This is a genomic window from Paenibacillus sp. SAFN-117, from assembly GCF_051966115.1.
Lineage (GTDB): Bacteria > Bacillota > Bacilli > Paenibacillales > NBRC-103111 > Paenibacillus_L > Paenibacillus_L residui.
Genome location: NZ_JBQCLK010000005.1, coordinates 146,842 through 164,806 on the forward strand (window position 1 = coordinate 146,842; position 17,965 = coordinate 164,806).

Sequence of the window (17,965 nt, forward strand, 5' to 3'; positions counted from 1 at the left end):
AAGATCAGGATGAAGAGTCCTGTTTCCGCTCCCGTTTCAATGCCGGTTTGAGATCATCCTGCACACTCTTCCCCCACATCGGAACACCTGTTCTGTAGGCCGCCCGGCCATTGAGATGACCGGCTACCGGAGACGTTATAAAGACGAACACGATTCCTAGAAGCAGCTTGGCACTGACCTGATCGAGGTAAAACATGAAATATAGGAAAGCCCCGGTCAAAATGCACAGCACCCCTAAAGTCGCGCTTTTGGTAGCCGCATGCGATCTCAAATAGACGTCGGGAAGACGGATGAGGCCGAACGTGCTTAACGCACTCAGTAAAGCGCCGAACAAAACCAATAAGACTATAATCAGTTCACCGATCATGCTCATCGTCTCCGCGTTCAATGACAACACCTCTTTCAATGTATCTGGCGAATGCCGTCGTTCCAATAAAGCTGAGGATCCCGATCAACAGAATGGTTTCCAGATAGGCCTGGGTTTTCTGCAGCATGCACAGAACCGCCACCATGGCCAGCAAATTAATGCCTATCGAATCCAAAGCCGCTATCCGATCCGCCATGGAAGGGCCTTTAAGCAGACGATACATACAGCCCAGAGTAGCCAGCGAAATGATGAATAATGATATAAGCAGTATGTTGGAAATCATGTTCGGGTCACCTCCATTATCGCCTTTTCAAACGTCCCTCGGATTTGCTCCGAAAGCAATTCCGCATCCTCGATATCCATGGCATGGATATATAAGGTCCGTTCGTCGCGGGAAACCTCCAGGGTGAGCGTTCCCGGTGTGAGACAAATCAGGCAGGAGAGCAGTGTGATCTCCCACTCCGATTTCAACTCCGTCGAGAAGGCGAAAATTCCCGGACGAATGTCCAGCTTAGGCCGGAGAATCTGGCGGATGACCGAGAAGCTGGATAGGAACAATTCCTTCAGGAACAGAATCAGCAGCTTCACCACCGCCCATACTCTTTGCAAATAAAAAGGTTGCGGCCAGAAGCTCTTGGAAACCGCGATAAACAGCAGCCCGATCAAGTAACCGACGATCAAACCGGCTGCGGACCAGTCATCGTTCAAAAACATCCAGATCAGCGCGACGCAAAGATTCAGCAGTATTTGGATTGCCATCTCATCCTACTCCTTTTAGCACAGCTTCAATATACAGTTCCGGCCTGAACAATCCGTTGCCTGCCTGAGAAACGAACGAGTAGACCCATTCGGAGCCAAGCCCGAGCAGAATCATGAGAATAAACATTCCCGTTGCCGCTCCCGCCATCCCTCTCAGGTTCACGGATGGACGCTCGGGGTTAAGCTTCTCTTCTCCCCAGAAGGCCTGCATGAATACTTTCATCATGGAATAAAGTACGATCAGGCTCGATGCCAAACCGAGAGAGGCGAGCAAGTACATCTGCGCATCCAGACCGCCGCGGACGATCAACACCTTACCGATAAATCCGCTCAGCGGAGGAACTCCGACGAGAGACAGCGCCATGACAAAAAACATCCATCCCATCCACGGATGCCGCTTGATCATCCCTCCCATCTCCTGTAAACGGTGGGTGCCGGCAGCCGCAATGACCATGCCTCCGAGGAAGTACATCAGAGCTTTGGCTATCATGTCATGCATCAGATAGAAAACGACCCCGTCGAGAGAATCCCGTGTGGCTGCGGCCAGTCCGAAAGCAATGAATCCGACACTGACGACTACGTTATAGTTCAGAATGCGACGGATATCGTTGTAGGCAACCGCCCCAAGCCCGCCCAGGATCATCGTCGCGGCAGCCATCCAACTGATCCACGTATGGGTCGCGTCCGGCTCGTGATAGAAAATGAGAGTAAAGGTACGAATAATCGCGTATAATCCCACTTTGGTCAATAAAGCCCCGAACAAAGCCGTCACGGCGGCCGGCGGTGCGCTGTAGGAGCCGGGCAGCCAGAAGAACAGGAACAAGCCCGCCTTCAGGGAAAAAACGATCAGAAACAGGATAGCAATCACCGTCAGGATGCCCCCCTGCCCCACCTCCGCCACGCGGACAGACAGATGTGCCATGTTTAAAGTCCCGACAGCCGCATACAGGTAAGCGACCGAAGCGACGAATAAAGTGGAGGATATGATATTGATCAGTATATATTTCAGCGTTTCTCTTAGCTGACGCTTCGTTCCACCAAGGACGATCAACGCATAGGAAGCGATCAGCATCACTTCGAAGCACACGAACAGGTTAAATAAGTCCCCCGTCAGGAAAGAGCCAGTCACCCCGGCCAGCAGAAAATAAAAGAACGGATAGAAATAATTTCGTTCCCTCTCCTCGCCAATACTGCCAAAGGCATAGAACAGACAGCCGGCCGCAACGACGGCGGTAATCAGCACCAGCAGAGCGGCGAACATATCCGCGGTGAAAACAATGCCGTAGGGCGGAATCCAACCTCCCATATGCAAAGTTTGAATGCCGTCCGAGCTCACCTGATACACCAGGAAGCAGGCCACGGCCAGATTGAGCAATGCGCTGATTGCGCTGATCCCTCTCTGCACAGCTATCCTTTCTTTGAAAAAGATAAGAAGGACTGCGGTAAACAGCGGAATAAGCAGCGGGTATACCAAGAAGTTATTCATCCTCTGTCCCCCTCAACTCTTCCATATCATCGGTTCCCAACGTCTTGTAGGAACGGTAAGCCAATACAAAAAAGAAGGAAGTCACCCCGAAATTAATGACGATCGATGTCAAAATGAGTGCCTGCGGCAGCGGATCGACAAAATGTTCCGCGCCTTTGCCAAGCAGCGGAGCAGCCCCTGTTTTTAACCCGGCCATCGTCAACAGCAGCAGATGGACGGCATGGGTCAGCAGAGACGTCCCCAGAATGATGCGAAGCAGGCTTCGGGTTAATATCAGGTATACACCGACGGCGAACAGAATGCCGACAGCCAACGATATAATCAGTTCCATGCCTAATTGTCCCTCCCAATCGTGAAGATGATGGTCATGGCAACGCCAACGACGGCCAAATAGACGCCCAAATCAAACAAAACTGCTGTTGCCAGCTCCGTATCTCCCAGAATCGGCAGATTAAAGTGCCCGAATGCATGACTCAGGAAGGGAACGCCCAAAATCAAGGAACCGATCCCAGTCAGCAGCGCCGTCATAAGCCCTATCGCTACCACCTTTTTGAAGTCGATCGGAAAGACCGTCTCGAACCGTTTCACACCAAATGCAATCGATAGCAGGACGAGCGCGGCCGAAGTCGCCAGCGCCCCGATAAAACCGCCTCCCGGATCGTTATGACCCGCGAAGAACAAGTAAACCGCGAACGTCAAAATAATGTAGATAACTACTTTGGACACGGTCTTCAGAATGACATCGTTGCTTTTCGCATAATGAAGCCCCGTCTCCGCGGACTCCTTCGCGCTGCGCGGCTTGAGGCTATCAACGCCGGCCTCCATCCGCAGCTTGATCAATGCGAAGATGCCGAGCGCAGCAATGCCGAGGACGACAATTTCCAGCATGGTATCGAATCCTCTGAAGTCTACGAGGATGACGTTTACGACGTTTTTGCCGCCTGCGAGGTCATAGCTGTGCTTGAGGTAATAGTCCGCAATGGACTCGAACGATTTACCGCTCAAGGCCCCCAGTGCAATCAGCGTTACGATAACGCCGACTCCGGCCGCAATGATGAAATTGGACATTTTGAACCGCAGCGCTGTCTTCTCTTTCCTAAGCTTGGGCAGATGATAGAAGCACAGCAGGAATAAAGTGACCGATACGGTCTCGACGATCATCTGGGTCAGAGCCAAGTCCGGAGCCCGGAACAGCACGAAAAACAAGGTGACCATATAGCCGATCGCGCCAGTGAAAATAATCGCCATCAGACGGGAACGTGCGAACGGAACGGCAATCGTCGCCAAAATGATAACAATAGCCACGACCGTCTCGAACGGCGCCACCGGCGCATAGTTAGCCGAGGTCAGGCTTATGCCCGGCGTACGAATCATCGTTATCGCCAGAATGACGATGAAGAAGGCGAAGATGTAGAGCAAATAATGCCGAATGGAGCCGGTCATATAAGCGCCGGTCAGGCGATTGGAGCCCTGCTCGAGCGAGCGAAGCCCGAAATCGTAGGCGCCGTTAAGCGATAAGCGGCTGGACCGGACACGGTGAAGCTTGCCGGGCTTGCCCAGCCACAGGTACAGGAGCGTTCCGACGCCGACTACGCCAAGAGTCATGAAGATTTCCGCCGTCCAGCCGTGCCAGAAATCGATCGAAACGAGAAACTTGTCCCCCGGCGAGAGCAGGTTCGGCAGAATGGAGGCCATAGCCGGCTCAATCAGCGTATAAGACAACAGATTAGGGAACAAGCCGAACACTACGGCCAGCGATGCCAGGATTACCGGGGGAATCAGCATTCCCGCCGGAGCTTCATGCGGCTTCCTCTCCAGCTTGTCGGATTGCAGCGGGCCCGTGAAGGTCCTGAACAGCAGCAGCATGCTGTACACGAACGTAAAGACGCTCGCCACCCAAGCGACGACCGGAAATAGAGCACCCCAGGTCTGCATATTCAGAATATCCATCTGCAGAATATTCAGCACCGCCGTAAAGAACATTTCCTTGCTCAAAAATCCGTTAAACGGCGGCAAGCCCGCCATGGAGAACGTTCCGATCAGCGCGACGGAGAAAGTAACCGGCATCAGCGACATCAGTCCGCCCAGCTTGCGAATGTCCCGCGTCCCCGTCTCGTGATCGACAATTCCGACCACCATAAACAGGGCCCCTTTGAAGACAGCGTGATTGATCAGATGAAAAATGGCCGCTGTCGTCGCTATGGTGTAGAACAACGATTCGCCGGTACCTGCATAGAAGGCGGAGGCGGAGCCAAGGCCGAGCAAGCTCATGATCAGACCGAGCTGGCTGATCGTCGAGAAGGCCAGCATCGCCTTGAGGTCCGTCTGCCGGAAGGCCCGGAAGGAGCCGTAAATTAATGTGAGCAGCCCGAATCCGGATACGAGCCAGAACCATTCCGGCTGCCCGGCGAAGATGGGACTGAATCTGGCCACCAAATACAGTCCTGCTTTGACCATCGTGGCCGAGTGCAAATAGGCGCTAACCGGAGTCGGAGCTTCCATCGCGTCCGGCAGCCAGATATGGAACGGAAACTGGGCCGATTTCGTGAAAGCACCCAGCAAAATTAGCAGCAAAGCAGGGACAAACAGCGAATGCCCCGCCATCATTTCCGCTTGTCCGATAATTTCCCTGATGCTGAACGTTCCGGTCATGACATAGATCAGAAGGAATCCGGCGAACATCGCCAATCCGCCGAAGATGGTGATCAGCATCGATTTCTGTGCACCGTATCTTGACCTCTCCCTATGGTGCCAGAAGGCGATCAGCAGGAAGGAGGAGATGCTCGTCAGCTCCCAGAAACCGTACAGAACCATCAGGTTGTCGGACAGCACAACCCCTAGCATAGCTCCCATGAACATGAACAAGTAGACATAGAAGTGATGGATCGCTTCTTTGCTCTTGTTCATATAGTAGATAGAATAGAGAACGACCAGCGAGCCTATTCCCGTAATCAGGAGTGCGAATAATAACCCGAGCCCATCCAGATAAACCGTAATGTCGATTCCTAGCGAAGGAATCCATGAAACGGTGGAAGTGACGGTCTCCCCTTCTTTGACCGAAGGAAGCTGCCCCAGGAAGAACGCAAACAGGGCGACCGGTGCCGGCAGGATAAACCATCCCGTATGAATGCGGTGCAGCCGCCTATAAAGCAGGGGCACCAGGATAGCGATAATGAATGGAATCATGATAGCAGCATGCAGCATAGACAATCCAGTTCCTCCTTAACCATTCAATTTGTTTCTTTTTCTCAGTATTGCCTATTTTTGTCCAAAGTAAGTGCTATTTTGCAAGGATGGGACGCAAAAACGGCAAAAAGGAGCCTGCTTGTGCAGACTCCTCCTAGGCATTGCATTTGAAATTATTATTCACGCATTTAAGTATAGCTTCTATTCCGTTTCTTGTCAAAATATTCTTAGGCAAATCATTTTTGGGCAGCGCGATCCGCCATGCTTATTTCCTGCGGCGCCGATTGCTGGTTTTGGCTGGTAAGTAAAGCACATCACGCCATATCTAGTCTACCGCAATCAATGGGCTTCGCGATTGGAGCAGAATTGCCGAATTATTTGCCCTTTCATTTCTTCGACCGGGTAATGATCCGGGTATGTGGACATCATTAACATGGCTCCATGCAGTGTAGATGAAAAATAAAGCGACTTTAATCGCGCATCCTCGACCCCAAGGTTGGCAAACATCTCACACTGCACTTCAAATTGTCTAGCCATCGCCTCATTGAGCATCTGGCTGTACTTGGACAGTACTTCGTCCTCTTCCGGCTGTGTCTGCAAATGCAAATAAAAGCGGTAAATCCGGGGATGCTGCCTGACGCTGTCAAGGGCGCCCTCGACGATATACCCTAGTTGTTCAGACGGAGAAGCTAGGGAGGAGGCAGTCAGCATCACTCTGCCGATTTCGTCGATCCGGTAGTTTACCATCTCCGCAAGCAGTTCTTCCTTCCCCTTATAATAATTGTAAATCAAGCCTTTGGATACGCCCGCCCTCATGGCAACATCATCAATCGAAGCGTTATGGTATCCCCGTTCGATAAATACCTCCATCGCGGATGTGCGAATATTTTCTTTAGCGGCTTGACGTATTCGATCATTTTCTTCCCGGGTGCGCGGCATTATCGTTTCCTTCCTTTACAAATTGTCGTATTTGTTCGGCAAGTTCTTCTGCATGAGTCAATATAAGCATATGATCCGCCCCTTCGATTTCGACAAACCGGATGGAGGGGACTCGCTCGAATTGTTGCTCGATTTTGTAAATGTCCGGCCAATCTACTGTACCGCGGATGAACAACGTTTTTGCTGCAATTTCCTCCAACCTGTCCATTGCCGGTGGCTCAGGCCAGACAACTTCATAGCTTTTCCACTCGGTAAACACTCTCGTCATGTAGTGTACAGTCAGTTCACGAAAGAACTCACGATGAGGTCCTGCCATCGTTACACGATAAATCGGGCCGGCTAAGGAAAGCTCGACCAGCTTGGCAATATCGGGGGCGGCCGCATTCACCGATGCCATCCAATCGGTGAACTCCTGTGAGAAGGTGTATCCCGACAGCGAAGGAGCGATCAACACTAGCTTATCAACCATGTCTGGATAAGATAATGTAAAATCGGTCGCAGCCTGCCCTCCCATCGAATGGCCGACCAGTGTAACCCGATCCAGGCCCGCATGTTCGATCAGCCTGTGCAAATCTTCAACAAGATGGGTCGGAGCTTGTGGAGCAGGCGAGCGCCCGGTTCCTCGGCCATCGAAGGTAATGACCTTGAAGCATTGCGCCAGTGAAGAAGCCATATCCTTCCATACCCTTGAATCGACGCCGGCGGAATGAATCATGACAATCGGCGAGCCTTCTCCCCTTATCTCATAAAAGAGATCCATAGTGATTCCCTCCTTGATTGAAAATATAACCAAATTATATTTTATGACTGGATGGTCAGTCAATATAAAATACCCAGTCATACTTGAAGCCGTATAAAATGTCGTAAGGTGGGGATCACTTTTAGTAAAGGAGTGGTTCTCATGCTGGCTGCCAAAATAAGAATTTGCGCTTTCTTATTTATTGTCATACTGCTGGGCGGAGGAATATTGAATCAATCTGTCGAAAGCCGGCATTCCCCGGACTCCCCCCTGCCCTATACCGGTGCAAGATATCAAATTTTCTCGCACGATTCGCAAATTACCGGCATGGAAGCTGAGCGAGTTCCCCCGTTCAAGCCTCGGGAGTATGTGAGAATTGTCCGGCAAGCGGGCGGGCCTTCCTGACACCAGGATAACCCGCCTTAAACGATGCCTGGACGGTACATAATTGTTCTTTCTAGGGAACAGGCCAACCCCGTTACTCATCTTCGATAGGGATGGACTTCAGCGGTGTTTCCCGTGGCGAAGCCCGCCGCTCATCCTCCCGACCGATTTGTTCGATCTTGCTGTCGAGCCAGGAGCGCACTCCCAGCAGCGCTTCTTGCTCTGCGCGTCTGAAATGCGCCCGGGCCGCTTCCGGCACTAGCTTCTCCGTCAATATGCGGTGAATCTCCATGGCATGAACTGCTGCCTTCGCCCAATCGGTCTGTTCCAGGCGTTCCTTCATTGTCCTCCATCTCCTTCCGGATCATTGAAATGAATCGTCAATTGACCGTTTGCCAATTTAGCCGATCGGACCTGACGGCTAAGAAGCAATCTGGGCAATGTGACTATGCGCTTGTAACTGCCCACCTGCAGCGTCAGCTCATCTCCCTTCTGATTGAGCTTGACTTGATCCTTCTCGGCGAACGGCAGGGTAACGTTCATGACATAACCGTCCTCCGTCTTGTATATTTCCTCCGTCTTGCCGTGATACAGCATGCTTCCGCTCTGTCCCTCGGGGAAGGCAACCGCGGCCACCTGACTGAGCATCCGTTTGCCTACCACTTCCTGATTCATCAACGGAACCTTTAGAATCGGCAGCGGACGGAAGCAATCTTCAATTTCCCTCTCGTATTGGAGATGAATTTTCTGCCATTCGGCCAAGTAACCCTCGGCTGCTTCCGGCGGAAGGATCTTGTTAATAATGACGGCATCCGTATGAAAACCATACAGATTCAAATGAGTAAACGCCCTTCTCGCTTCCGAAATGACCATTTTCTCCGGATTAAGCACAATACGCACCGAGGTGATCTGAGAATCCAAAATGACCTTCTGAAGCTGCTCCAGCTCCAGAACTAGATGGGCCATGCTGTCCATCGTTTCATCATTCGGCAGCTCCAGCCCCTTCGCCACCTTGACGATCGGCCGGGCCACCTTCAACAGTTTACGTTCGTAAGGGAAAATATTCTGAACCCACCAGCGCAGCAGATTGGGATAGCTCAACAGGCGCAGAGTCTCCCCCGTCGGCGCACAATCGACAATGACCGCGTCATATTGCCCGCTCTCCACATGCTCCTTAATCCGCAGCAAGCTGAACAATTCTTCGAAGCCCGGGAAAATCATCATCTCCTGCGTAGCAATGTCGTCCAGCTTGGCCCACTGCATAAAACTGGAGAACCAGCTTGCGACCCTGCCCCAATGCCGTTCCGTCTCCTTCAGGCTGTCAATTTCCTGCGCCCACAGCCGCTCATCAACCTGCTGAGGCTCACTGCCGAGCGGCCTCCCTAACGAATCGGACAAGCTGTGAGCGGCATCGGTGCTAAGCACCAGAGTCCGCTTGCCTTCAGCAGCCAATTGGTATGCGGTAGCCGCCGCGATGCTGGTTTTGCCGACGCCGCCCTTGCCCGTGTAAATAATGATTCTCATCGTCTTCCCTCCTAATAGTACGATATCGTAGTAATAGAGTAAAAAAAATTATCGGTTATTCTATCTCTATTGTCCTAATCTCTGAAGCCCGCGATGCTCCAGCGGATTGCGGTCCCTCCTGCAGAGATTTGGCGACCTTGAGAGCCAGGCCGATAAACTGCTGAAGCTCTTCAGGACTCAGCGCAGACTGAACCCGAGTATATACCTCCTGCATCAGCTCCATCATCTCCGCCGCTATCGATTCCCCAGCCGGTGTAAGCCGGTTAACGATCATCCGTTGGTCGGACTCCGATTTCTCCCTGCTAACCATTCCTTTCCTGACGAGCCGTTTGGAAATACTGGTAGCCGTACTGAGAGGCGCCCCAAGGTGCTCTGCCAGCTCGGACATCGTCAGCTTGCCGTGATACTTCAATAACGCCAGAGTCGCACAATCGGACCTCGTTAATTGGCTCTCCAGATGGCTCGTATCCGGAAAGATGCTTAGCGGTCGCAGACCGGCTTTAAATAATAGCTCGAAAAGCTGCTCCATCTCTTAACTCCTTAATACTACGATATCGTATTTCCTATAGATTACTACACTTTCGTATTAATTACAATCCTCGATTTCACCATGCAAACGACTCACTCTCCCGCAGAATAGTTTGCCCACCGATAAACGAAGAAGTGCCCGTCCCCGCAGGAATCAAGCACTTCTCGCAGCATTCGAGCACGCATAGTTTCCGGGCAACCGGCGCATTTTGCAGTTCGGCCTCATCTTCTCCGCCGCCGGCAGCATCGCCCATCTAAATAGAACGTTAAATACACATGAAGATTAATGATTTCTGCGATTCTCCAGCTTCTGCATAAATTCGGTTTCATCGGAGAAATGCTCTACCCCCATCAGATAGGACAAAATTCTGGGGAGGTCGGTATTGTCGATCAACCCTACGAATTCGTCGGCGCCGATGCCGTAAGCATATAGCGGTACCTCTTCACCGGTATGATGCCTCGAGCCCCAGCTTATCAACGCATGGGCGGAGATGACTGTACCGACTTCATTGGACAGGGCGCTGCCGCTCTCCCAATTTACGCTCGTGAGCCATTGAAGGTCGGACTCGGTCAACTCCAAACCGACTATCGGCTCCATCACTTTGCGAATATCGACGATATAAGCTTTGGTTTTCCCGGGCTCTCCTTCCACGGTGCCGATTCCGGCCTGCAGACCGATCATTGTCGCGGCCTTCTGAACATCGATATAGGCCGTGCCCTCCTCCAGGAAGTAAATTCCTTCTTCCGTTTCTTCCCCCTGAACTATCGTTTCATTCAGCAGATTCATCGCAAATGCGGTTCCGTTAACAGATACTTGCACAGATGAGGCCGCCTCGTCATAAACAAGCTCCCCCTTCAATTCGCGAACCCATTCCCTCACAGGCATATAGTAGCGGCCATCTACCTGCTTGGCGCTTCCGAGCGGAAGTTGTACAGCTTGCTTTTTCAGCGCGTCCCTGACCGCATTGGCGCTTCCTTTCGCCTTCTTCAGCACAGCGATGTTTTCCTTGTAACCGCCCGCCGTATTGCCGATGTTGATTCCCCCTGTCTCATGGTCGCCCACAATGACGACGAGCGTATTTCCATCCTTCTTCGCAAATTCCAGCGCCACATTGACCGCCTCTTCGAAAGCAAGCACATCATGGATAAGCGCAACGGGGTCGTTGGCATGGCCGGCCCAATCGATCTGGCTGCCCTCGACCATCAGGAAGAAGCCCTGATCGTTCCTGCTCAATACATCAACCGCCAGTCCGGTCATTTCCGCCAGGCTCGGAACATTAGCCTGATCCCGGTCGATATCATACTTCAAGTCGCTCATATCGAACAGTCCCAATACTTTATCCCCTGTAACCCGGTTTAAATCACTGCGGCTCGTTATGTAATCGTAGCCCTGATCTTTCGCTTCCGCGATCAGATCGCGTTCCGGCTGATTTCCCCCATCCTTCTGCGGCAGGAACATATCCCGTCCCCCGCCGAGAATGACATCCACGTTCCCGATATAATCCAGAGCGATAGCCACTTCATTGCCTCGGCTCGGATCGTGTGCGGTAAAAACAGCCGGGGTCGCATGGGTTATTCGGGAAGTAGCCACCAACCCGGTTCCTTTTCCCTTCTCCCTGGCGGCGTCCAATATGGAACTCGGCTGTTTGCCCTCCGGTGTTACGGAGATCATGCCGTTATTCGTCTTGTAGCCCGTGGCCATCGCTGTGCCTGCCGCGGCGGAATCGGTAATATTCGTGTCGGCCGAATAGGTTTTCATCAAGCCCTTCACATATCGCTCGAACGAAAGCTCCTCCCCCTTGAAAATCCGGGCCGCCGTCATATAGCTTATTCCCATGCCGTCTGGAATGAGCAGAATGACGTTCTTGGCCCTGCCTTTCGCCTCTGCGCCTGCGGTCCCCGGCAAACTACCAAGCAAGATAAATAATGACATCAATAATGCAGCCGTTTTTCTTATGAAACGCTGATGCATGCTGTTCCCTCCTCGGATTAAAGTAGCTTCAGTATAAAGCAAGAACGTAAACTCCGTGTAATTAAATATTTAATAGATGGTTAAGGTTAGAAAGAGTTTTTCCCTGCCGAGCAATCGTTTGTTGGAATAAATTTCTGGAATTGCACCGGCACCAGGGTTATAATATGTATCATATGATATAGATCAATTGTTATATATTATTTCAAGGAGAATGCAGATGGCGCCCAAGAAGAAATTTTCCAGACAGGACATAATCGATGCCGCTTTTGAAATTGCCAGGGACGAAGGATTGGACGGCATCACGATACGCAAGGTAGCCCAGAGGCTGGGGAGCTCCATCGCCCCTATCTATGTCAATTTCAGCGAAGTCGAGGAGCTGACCGAAGCGGTCGTGCAGAAAGCTTTGGACGTTTCCAGACAGCTTATTATGGAACGGCAGACGGAACTTCGTTTTCGCGATATCGGAATGGCGAGTCTCCAATTTGCCAAGGAGTACAGCTTGCTGTACCGGGATTTGGTCATGAAAAACAACTCTCACATGAAATACAATGACGTGGCTGTCCGTGAGGTGGTTGAGCTGATGAAGACCGATCCCGATCTGGGGGGCTTCTCCACCGAGGAGCTGAAGGGGATATTGCTGAAAATGCAGATTTTCCAGACCGGTCTGTCCGTCATGGTGGCCAATGGCTTGCTACCGGCGGATTTCGACGATGACAGAATAATGGAAATGCTGGACAGCGCTGCGGAGGATGTCATCACGGCGGCACGCCTGCGACAGCAAGAATTGCCTTGATGAGAGGAGTTTTGCAGATGAAGCGGGAGTTGACCCCATCGCTCTTAGATGAGCTTACAGCCCAGGCCGCAAGAAAGAAAAATATCCATGGAGCCGTTATCTGTGTGGAAAAAGGAGATGACACGTTATCCTTAACCAGCGGAGCAGGAAACTTGAGGGTGGACGATCTTTATTTTATCGCCAGCGTCACCAAGTTGTTTATAACCGCCGTCTTTCTGAAATTAAGAGCCGATCAGCTTCTGCGGCTGGATGACCCGATAAGCCGGTATCTTCCCACAGAGCTTATCCGGGGGATACACGTTTGGAAGGGAAAGGATTATTCGGGAGAGATTACAGTCAAACAGCTTATGTCCAACACCTCGGGTATCCCCGATTACTTCCAGGGAGATATGGTCTCGAAATTATTAAGAGGCGAGGACCTGCCATGGTCTCTGGAGAAATCACTGGACACGGCCAGGCAGCTCAAGCCCAAATTTATTCCCGGGCAGCAAGGAAAGGCCCATTACTCGGATACCAATTACCAGCTTCTTGGAAGACTTATCGAGACAATCACCGGCAAGAGCATTCGGGCGGTCTTCCAGCAGTTTATCTTTGACGAACTGAAATTGGCCGAAACTTATGTCTTCACGGATGTCAAGGATACACGGCCTGTTCCGATCTATTATAAAGCCAGACCCCTACATCTTCCTCATTATATGGCGTCCATAGCGCCTGATGGCGGAATTGTCTCCACTGCGCGGGATATGATGACATTTCTGAGAGCGTTCTTCAATGGGCGTTTGTTTCCAAGGGAGGATTTGAAGGAGCTGATGAGCTGGAATCTTCTATGGGGCCCGGGATTATTCTTCTATGGAGTCGGGCTCTCGAGACAGCCGCTGAGCCTTAAGGGGTTCCACAAGGGGCTGATCGGCCATTGGGGCCAGTCCGGAGCCTTCGCGTTTCATGATCCCGAGAAGGATCTTTATTTCACGGGAACGGTCAACCAATTTACCGGACATAACACTGCCGCGATGCTAATGAGCAAGATCATCAAGCTGGTTTAGAAATGTTATACTGGGTCGAGCAAACGGAATGGCGCGTCTAATTGGAAAAGACGATTTAGCTCTATTTTATGTAGGTAGAAAAGTGATTAAAGTAAATGGAAAAACTGCATTTAGAATCGAGGTTTTTTGCAGAAATCGCCTTTTTTCCACAAACTAGCTGCATTTTTCCACTTAGTACCGACTTTCGCTCCAGAGGAGCAAACTAGCTGCATGAAATCCAGTTAGACCCCCATGTCTCTGACCGCGGCACCAGCAGATGATAAAAATAGACGGATTTTCAAGGTAGAATAGAGTTGAATTGCTTCAATAGTGTGAAGCTTGAAAACTAAATGGATTTCATACAGTTAGATTTCTATATTCGGAAGAAATATGGAAACTAACTGGAAAACCTACAGCTAGTTTGCGCCAAAACAGCCGTTTCGCCCAAAGTTGCCCATTTTAACTGTAGTTTATCCAGTTAGTTTGATCATTTTCGCCCATTCGCTTGAATCTACCTGTACAAAATACAGTTAGACGTGCCGCTCCGCTTGCAACGATGCCTGCAGACGGTAAAATAGACGGATTTTCAAGGTAGTTACCGACTTTCACTCCAGAGGAGCAAACTAGCTGCATGAAATCCAGTTAGGCAGAATCAACCGTGCTGTTGTCTTGCGCGACTGCATGACTGAATTAACGAAGCCGTCATAAAAAGCAGGAATCACGGATTTGGCTCTAACGTTAAGTCGGGAATGAATAGGTAAACGGCCAAATGACGTCAAGGTTGTTTAGCATTATCAAGCAGCGAAAGTGAAGTGATAAACTTTGTCTGCGGGGTAATCGGCAGCGGGTCACGACACCTCTTTGCACTCTCTTTGGCAATGGCCGCCCCGCTGGCAGACGAGATACTGCCCAATAAAATCAAGACGATGATCCAGCACGCGAAACCCGTATTCCTGATATAATTTCTCCTCTATCTCCATGAGCCAGTCTTCGGATATTTTATGCAAATGTCCGCATCTGCTGCACACCAACCGATGGCTCAGATGGTTGTTATCTTCGCTGCGCCAATCGTAATGGGCCACGCCGTCCTTGAAGATCACCTTGACAATCACCTTCAATTCCACCAGCAGCTCCAGCGTACGATAGACGGTAGCCAAGCCGATGTCGGGAAAGCGGTTCTTCACAAGCATGTATACTTCTTCCGCACTCAGATGATCTTCCTTATGGTCCATCAGCACCTGCAGCGTTACCTCACGCTGCGGCGTCAATTTGTATCCCTGCTCGGCCAGCAGCCTTTTGATTTTGCCAATGCTTTCTGCGGTATTCATTTCAAGGAAGCACCTCCTTCTTGAAAACCATCCTCGATCATGATCGAATCACAACACGTTCCATCCTTCTCAACTACCGGATAAGCACTCTTTTAGTCCGGTCCTCCCGGTGCTCTTCAGTACAAAAGTTTGCTACACACAAATGTTATAGCTACATCCAACTTACTTGTGATCGAGTTTTTTGTCAAGGGAATCCCCTTAATTATCCAGAGGAGCCAAATATGAGCATTCTTTCATGAAAAAAAGTCGAATCACACTTCCACCAAAAAAGGGTACGAGTGCTAGGGCGCGAATAGGATACAAAGATAAATAAAAGATTTTGGAAAATTAATTATTCATTTTGTCAGAAATCTCTTTTCTTTCGAGTCATTATATTAGGTCGATATAGCGGGGTGTTATTTATCGGGAACAACGTGATTTGGACTAAAAACGCAGAGTCAGCAAATGAAGAGACGGAGCATGATCTGGATAAGCTTGAAGACAGCGTTCTGGTGCAGCGAGCGCAGACTGGCGACCGAGAGGCGTTCGGAGAGTTGATCCGGCGACATCGGCGGCAAATGTTCGGGTACGCGCAAACATTAACTCGAGAGCCTTTCCTGGCAGAAGATATCGTACAGGATGCTCTGATTCGTGCCTTTTTACATTTGGGGACGTTGGTCGATGTTGCGCGGTTTCTGCCATGGCTTCACAGGATCGTCCGCAATCAAGCGTATTCCCGATTGAGAAGCAACCCGGTTGTGCGGGAGAGGTCTTTCTCGGCGCTGCAACGTAACGGGGAAAATGAGGACTCTACTAGCGTAGTTTGGTCGAATTTGGATGATATTCTTCATCGCGTTTCGCGTTTGCTGGCTGATAATGCAAGCACTAACGATAATCCAGAAGAACACTTAATGCGCCGACAACTGCATGAAATGATCACTGGCCTGCTCAGTTGTTTAACCAAGCGGGAGAGGCAAATTTTTGAGTCTCATTTTTTCGATCATTTATCGCCGCAGGAAATCGCAAAATTGTTCAGCTTATCATCCACCAACGTCTATCAAATTCTGTCCCGTTCGCGGAAGAAAGTGGCCCGAGAACGAATCCGTATAGAAGTCGACCAATATATGATAGAGCGAAAGGATTTGGGCGCTTTGAAAACTAAAATATTATCGAAAACATCGACATTTCATGCACCTGGTACATGGACGACGGCAGGCTGGGCCTTCCACCGCATGTTAAGCTATACCGATCAGAAGCTGTCGTTGCCGATGGTGATGGGCCTTACCGGGCAAGCTTTTCGTATTACCATTTGTCATGACGATGTCCATATTGCCGGACCGACGATGTACCCGTTCCGGGATATTCTGTCTAGGGGCCTGCAAAACATTGGATGGAGCTGCCGTATCGTGGAAACTCAAGACAAGCGCGATGCACCCGGAGATAATACCAACTTGATGGATTCTGCATTGCTTACGGCAGCCGCCAAAGAGAAAAGGCCCCTTCAAGAAGAGCTCCCGGCCGCCCTGGACCTGATTCACCGTTCCATCGACAGAGGCATTCCGGTTCTGTCCTGGGATCTGTTCATTCCGGAATTCGGGGTCATCTATGGCTATGATGATGAACAGCGGATGTTGACGGCAATGGAATGCATGCAGGATGACAAGCTTCCGTACGATCATCTCGGACGGGGGACGCTGGAGGATTTGTTCATACTGTCTCTGGAGGAACGGACGGAGAAAGACCAACGTTCCATGCTTCGGGATGCGTTATCGATGATTCTCGATCATTACCATGGGAAAGAGGCTCCGACCGATCGTGGAGAACGGGGGTTGCGCGCCTATGATGTATGGATTAATGCTTTCCGCGGCGGCAAGATTGAGCCGAACGGAAATGCCTACAATATAGCAGTTGTTCAGGATGCCCGCCGACTCGCTGCTGAATTCCTGAGTGAAATTAACGCAGAGTGGCAGGGAAGCGACGAAGCGGACGAACGCATCCGTGCTCTCAGTGCCGAGGCTGCACATCTGTATCGACAAGCGGCGGAACAACTGCGAGAACTTACTCTGCTATTCCCCTTTCCTTCAGGGGGCGATCCAAACTCGGTAGAGAACCGCGAACGTGCCGTTATGGTATTGGAATCTGTAAAGGGGCTGGAGGAGCAGGCCGTTTCACTGCTTGAACAGATGAATGAGGCGCTAGCTTACTAATTATGAAACTGGTCCATTAAGGCCCCCCACTCCCTGCCGCCGGCTTGAGAATAGCTCTACCACCCAAAAAGGTAAGGCCACCCCGTAAAGGATGGCCTTACCTTTCGCCTTTTATAGATATTGCGGATAATCGTATCACACTATCAGATCAACAAGCCTCGCTCCATGGCATTAAAAGCCTCATTTTACTGTCAATATTTTGTATTTAGCCAATGTTTCAATGATGCAGATTCTGACCCCGACGTCTTGAACGGCACAACCGATCCGGAAACAGAAAAAAAGCAGGCAAGGTCTCTAAGACCTTACCTGCTTGGATGAGCTCTTCTTATTCCTGAGTAGCCGGGGTCCGTCTAACAAACAGCGACTAAACCGGTGCCGCTACATCAGGCAGGAGACTTCTGGGTTCTCCCGCTTCGAATCAGCCATAGATGCGTGAAGTATTCGATGACGGCCAGCAGCAATCCGGTTAGCACGGCTCCCCAGAACGTAACCGACGCCCCCGCGAACATGTTGGATACGAAATACACAATGATCACGGATGCGATAAAATCCATCAAGGTGCTGGTCCATAACGTTCCTCTTTTTAAAAGCAAATACTCCATCAGCACTCCGACCACAGCCAGAATCAATCCGACAATGATCGCTTGATAGTAAGCGCCGTAATCCACGTTGGGAAACAGCCATGCGGCAATCAGGACGCCTATGGGGCAAGCAATGATCTTCATTATAAGACTCGCCATGGAAATCCTCCT

At 50.7% G+C, this 17,965-nt stretch carries 18 protein-coding genes; 4 read left to right on the forward strand and 14 right to left on the reverse strand.

Going from position 1 to position 17,965, the window contains the following annotated elements:
• Nucleotides 1-4: 4 nt before the first annotated feature.
• From mnhG to ACTHRH_RS05330, 8 genes are all read right to left on the reverse strand, one after another.
• The gene (gene mnhG / locus ACTHRH_RS05295) at nucleotides 5-373 is read right to left on the reverse strand and encodes a monovalent cation/H(+) antiporter subunit G (RefSeq protein ID WP_144941092.1); all 369 of its coding nucleotides are present in this window, start codon (nucleotides 371-373) and stop codon (nucleotides 5-7) included.
• Nucleotides 357-650, reverse strand: a complete 294-nt coding sequence (locus ACTHRH_RS05300; protein ID WP_144941083.1) for a Na(+)/H(+) antiporter subunit F1 — start codon at nucleotides 648-650, stop codon at nucleotides 357-359. The genes mnhG and ACTHRH_RS05300 overlap by 17 nt, the downstream gene beginning before the upstream one ends.
• On the reverse strand, nucleotides 647-1,126 hold the full coding sequence (locus ACTHRH_RS05305) for a Na+/H+ antiporter subunit E (RefSeq protein WP_144941081.1): 480 nt from the start codon (nucleotides 1,124-1,126) through the stop codon (nucleotides 647-649). The genes ACTHRH_RS05300 and ACTHRH_RS05305 overlap by 4 nt, the downstream gene beginning before the upstream one ends.
• Nucleotide 1,127: 1 nt before the next feature.
• A complete protein-coding gene (locus ACTHRH_RS05310) occupies nucleotides 1,128-2,612 on the reverse strand; it encodes a Na+/H+ antiporter subunit D (protein ID WP_440414443.1) in 1,485 nt (494 codons plus the stop codon).
• Nucleotides 2,605-2,943, reverse strand: a complete 339-nt coding sequence (locus ACTHRH_RS05315) for a Na(+)/H(+) antiporter subunit C (protein WP_144941077.1) — start codon at nucleotides 2,941-2,943, stop codon at nucleotides 2,605-2,607. Before ACTHRH_RS05315 ends, ACTHRH_RS05310 begins: the two co-directional genes overlap by 8 nt.
• A gap of 2 nt (nucleotides 2,944-2,945) precedes the next feature.
• The gene (locus ACTHRH_RS05320; RefSeq protein ID WP_144941075.1) at nucleotides 2,946-5,822 is read right to left on the reverse strand and encodes a Na+/H+ antiporter subunit A; all 2,877 of its coding nucleotides are present in this window, start codon (nucleotides 5,820-5,822) and stop codon (nucleotides 2,946-2,948) included.
• Nucleotides 5,823-6,137: 315 nt separating this feature from the next.
• Entirely contained in the window at nucleotides 6,138-6,737 is a 600-nt protein-coding gene (locus tag ACTHRH_RS05325; protein WP_144941072.1) for a TetR/AcrR family transcriptional regulator, read from the reverse strand.
• Nucleotides 6,712-7,497 (reverse strand): alpha/beta fold hydrolase, encoded by a 786-nt coding sequence (locus ACTHRH_RS05330; protein WP_144941070.1) that lies wholly within the window; start codon nucleotides 7,495-7,497, stop codon nucleotides 6,712-6,714. The genes ACTHRH_RS05325 and ACTHRH_RS05330 overlap by 26 nt, the downstream gene beginning before the upstream one ends.
• 141 nt (nucleotides 7,498-7,638) lie before the next feature.
• Here ACTHRH_RS05330 and ACTHRH_RS05335 point away from each other — a divergent pair, with 141 nt between their 5' ends.
• Entirely contained in the window at nucleotides 7,639-7,881 is a 243-nt protein-coding gene (locus ACTHRH_RS05335) for a hypothetical protein (RefSeq protein ID WP_144941068.1), read from the forward strand.
• Nucleotides 7,882-7,954: 73 nt separating this feature from the next.
• On the opposite strand, the gene ACTHRH_RS05340 is transcribed toward ACTHRH_RS05335, so the two are convergent.
• The 4 genes from ACTHRH_RS05340 to ACTHRH_RS05355 all read right to left on the reverse strand — a co-directional run bounded on the left by ACTHRH_RS05340 (nucleotide 7,955) and on the right by ACTHRH_RS05355 (nucleotide 11,884).
• Nucleotides 7,955-8,203, reverse strand: coding sequence for a hypothetical protein (locus ACTHRH_RS05340; protein WP_144941066.1), 249 nt, complete (start codon nucleotides 8,201-8,203; stop codon nucleotides 7,955-7,957).
• Nucleotides 8,200-9,384, reverse strand: coding sequence for an ArsA family ATPase (locus ACTHRH_RS05345; protein ID WP_144941064.1), 1,185 nt, complete (start codon nucleotides 9,382-9,384; stop codon nucleotides 8,200-8,202). Before ACTHRH_RS05345 ends, ACTHRH_RS05340 begins: the two co-directional genes overlap by 4 nt.
• A gap of 55 nt (nucleotides 9,385-9,439) precedes the next feature.
• Nucleotides 9,440-9,913 carry a MarR family winged helix-turn-helix transcriptional regulator gene (locus ACTHRH_RS05350; RefSeq protein WP_144941062.1) on the reverse strand — a complete coding sequence of 158 codons (474 nt, stop codon included), beginning with the start codon at nucleotides 9,911-9,913 and terminating at the stop codon, nucleotides 9,440-9,442.
• A gap of 282 nt (nucleotides 9,914-10,195) precedes the next feature.
• Entirely contained in the window at nucleotides 10,196-11,884 is a 1,689-nt protein-coding gene (locus tag ACTHRH_RS05355) for an alkaline phosphatase (protein WP_440414447.1), read from the reverse strand.
• Between the two features lie 217 nt (nucleotides 11,885-12,101).
• Here ACTHRH_RS05355 and ACTHRH_RS05360 point away from each other — a divergent pair, with 217 nt between their 5' ends.
• Nucleotides 12,102-12,677, forward strand: coding sequence for a TetR/AcrR family transcriptional regulator (locus ACTHRH_RS05360; protein ID WP_144941058.1), 576 nt, complete (start codon nucleotides 12,102-12,104; stop codon nucleotides 12,675-12,677).
• A gap of 17 nt (nucleotides 12,678-12,694) precedes the next feature.
• Nucleotides 12,695-13,720, forward strand: a complete 1,026-nt coding sequence (locus tag ACTHRH_RS05365; RefSeq protein WP_440414449.1) for a serine hydrolase domain-containing protein — start codon at nucleotides 12,695-12,697, stop codon at nucleotides 13,718-13,720.
• 827 nt (nucleotides 13,721-14,547) lie between these two features.
• On the opposite strand, the gene ACTHRH_RS05370 is transcribed toward ACTHRH_RS05365, so the two are convergent.
• On the reverse strand, nucleotides 14,548-15,027 hold the full coding sequence (locus ACTHRH_RS05370) for a Fur family transcriptional regulator (protein WP_440414451.1): 480 nt from the start codon (nucleotides 15,025-15,027) through the stop codon (nucleotides 14,548-14,550).
• Nucleotides 15,028-15,440: 413 nt separating this feature from the next.
• Between ACTHRH_RS05370 and ACTHRH_RS05375 the strand changes: the two genes are divergently transcribed.
• On the forward strand, nucleotides 15,441-17,213 hold the full coding sequence (locus ACTHRH_RS05375; protein ID WP_440414453.1) for an RNA polymerase sigma factor: 1,773 nt from the start codon (nucleotides 15,441-15,443) through the stop codon (nucleotides 17,211-17,213).
• Nucleotides 17,214-17,596: 383 nt separating this feature from the next.
• Here the strand turns inward: ACTHRH_RS05375 and ACTHRH_RS05380 are convergent, their stop codons facing one another.
• Entirely contained in the window at nucleotides 17,597-17,953 is a 357-nt protein-coding gene (locus tag ACTHRH_RS05380) for a phage holin family protein (RefSeq protein WP_144937789.1), read from the reverse strand.
• Nucleotides 17,954-17,965 lie beyond the last annotated feature (12 nt).

Bases quoted from the DNA above. Each gene is read 5' to 3' on its own strand.
- mnhG (WP_144941092.1), bottom strand. From the start codon at position 373: ATGAGCATGATCGGTGAACTGATTATAGTCTTATTGGTTTTGTTCGGC.
- ACTHRH_RS05300 (WP_144941083.1), bottom strand. From the start codon at position 650: ATGATTTCCAACATACTGCTTATATCATTATTCATCATTTCGCTGGCT.
- ACTHRH_RS05305 (WP_144941081.1), bottom strand. From the start codon at position 1,126: ATGGCAATCCAAATACTGCTGAATCTTTGCGTCGCGCTGATCTGGATG.
- ACTHRH_RS05310 (WP_440414443.1), bottom strand. From the start codon at position 2,612: ATGAATAACTTCTTGGTATACCCGCTGCTTATTCCGCTGTTTACCGCA.
- ACTHRH_RS05315 (WP_144941077.1), bottom strand. From the start codon at position 2,943: ATGGAACTGATTATATCGTTGGCTGTCGGCATTCTGTTCGCCGTCGGT.
- ACTHRH_RS05325 (WP_144941072.1), bottom strand. From the start codon at position 6,737: ATGCCGCGCACCCGGGAAGAAAATGATCGAATACGTCAAGCCGCTAAA.
- ACTHRH_RS05330 (WP_144941070.1), bottom strand. From the start codon at position 7,497: ATGGATCTCTTTTATGAGATAAGGGGAGAAGGCTCGCCGATTGTCATG.
- ACTHRH_RS05335 (WP_144941068.1), top strand. From the start codon at position 7,639: ATGCTGGCTGCCAAAATAAGAATTTGCGCTTTCTTATTTATTGTCATA.
- ACTHRH_RS05340 (WP_144941066.1), bottom strand. From the start codon at position 8,203: ATGAAGGAACGCCTGGAACAGACCGATTGGGCGAAGGCAGCAGTTCAT.
- ACTHRH_RS05345 (WP_144941064.1), bottom strand. From the start codon at position 9,384: ATGAGAATCATTATTTACACGGGCAAGGGCGGCGTCGGCAAAACCAGC.
- ACTHRH_RS05350 (WP_144941062.1), bottom strand. From the start codon at position 9,913: ATGGAGCAGCTTTTCGAGCTATTATTTAAAGCCGGTCTGCGACCGCTA.
- ACTHRH_RS05355 (WP_440414447.1), bottom strand. From the start codon at position 11,884: ATGCATCAGCGTTTCATAAGAAAAACGGCTGCATTATTGATGTCATTA.
- ACTHRH_RS05360 (WP_144941058.1), top strand. From the start codon at position 12,102: ATGGCGCCCAAGAAGAAATTTTCCAGACAGGACATAATCGATGCCGCT.
- ACTHRH_RS05365 (WP_440414449.1), top strand. From the start codon at position 12,695: ATGAAGCGGGAGTTGACCCCATCGCTCTTAGATGAGCTTACAGCCCAG.
- ACTHRH_RS05370 (WP_440414451.1), bottom strand. From the start codon at position 15,027: ATGAATACCGCAGAAAGCATTGGCAAAATCAAAAGGCTGCTGGCCGAG.
- ACTHRH_RS05380 (WP_144937789.1), bottom strand. From the start codon at position 17,953: ATGGCGAGTCTTATAATGAAGATCATTGCTTGCCCCATAGGCGTCCTG.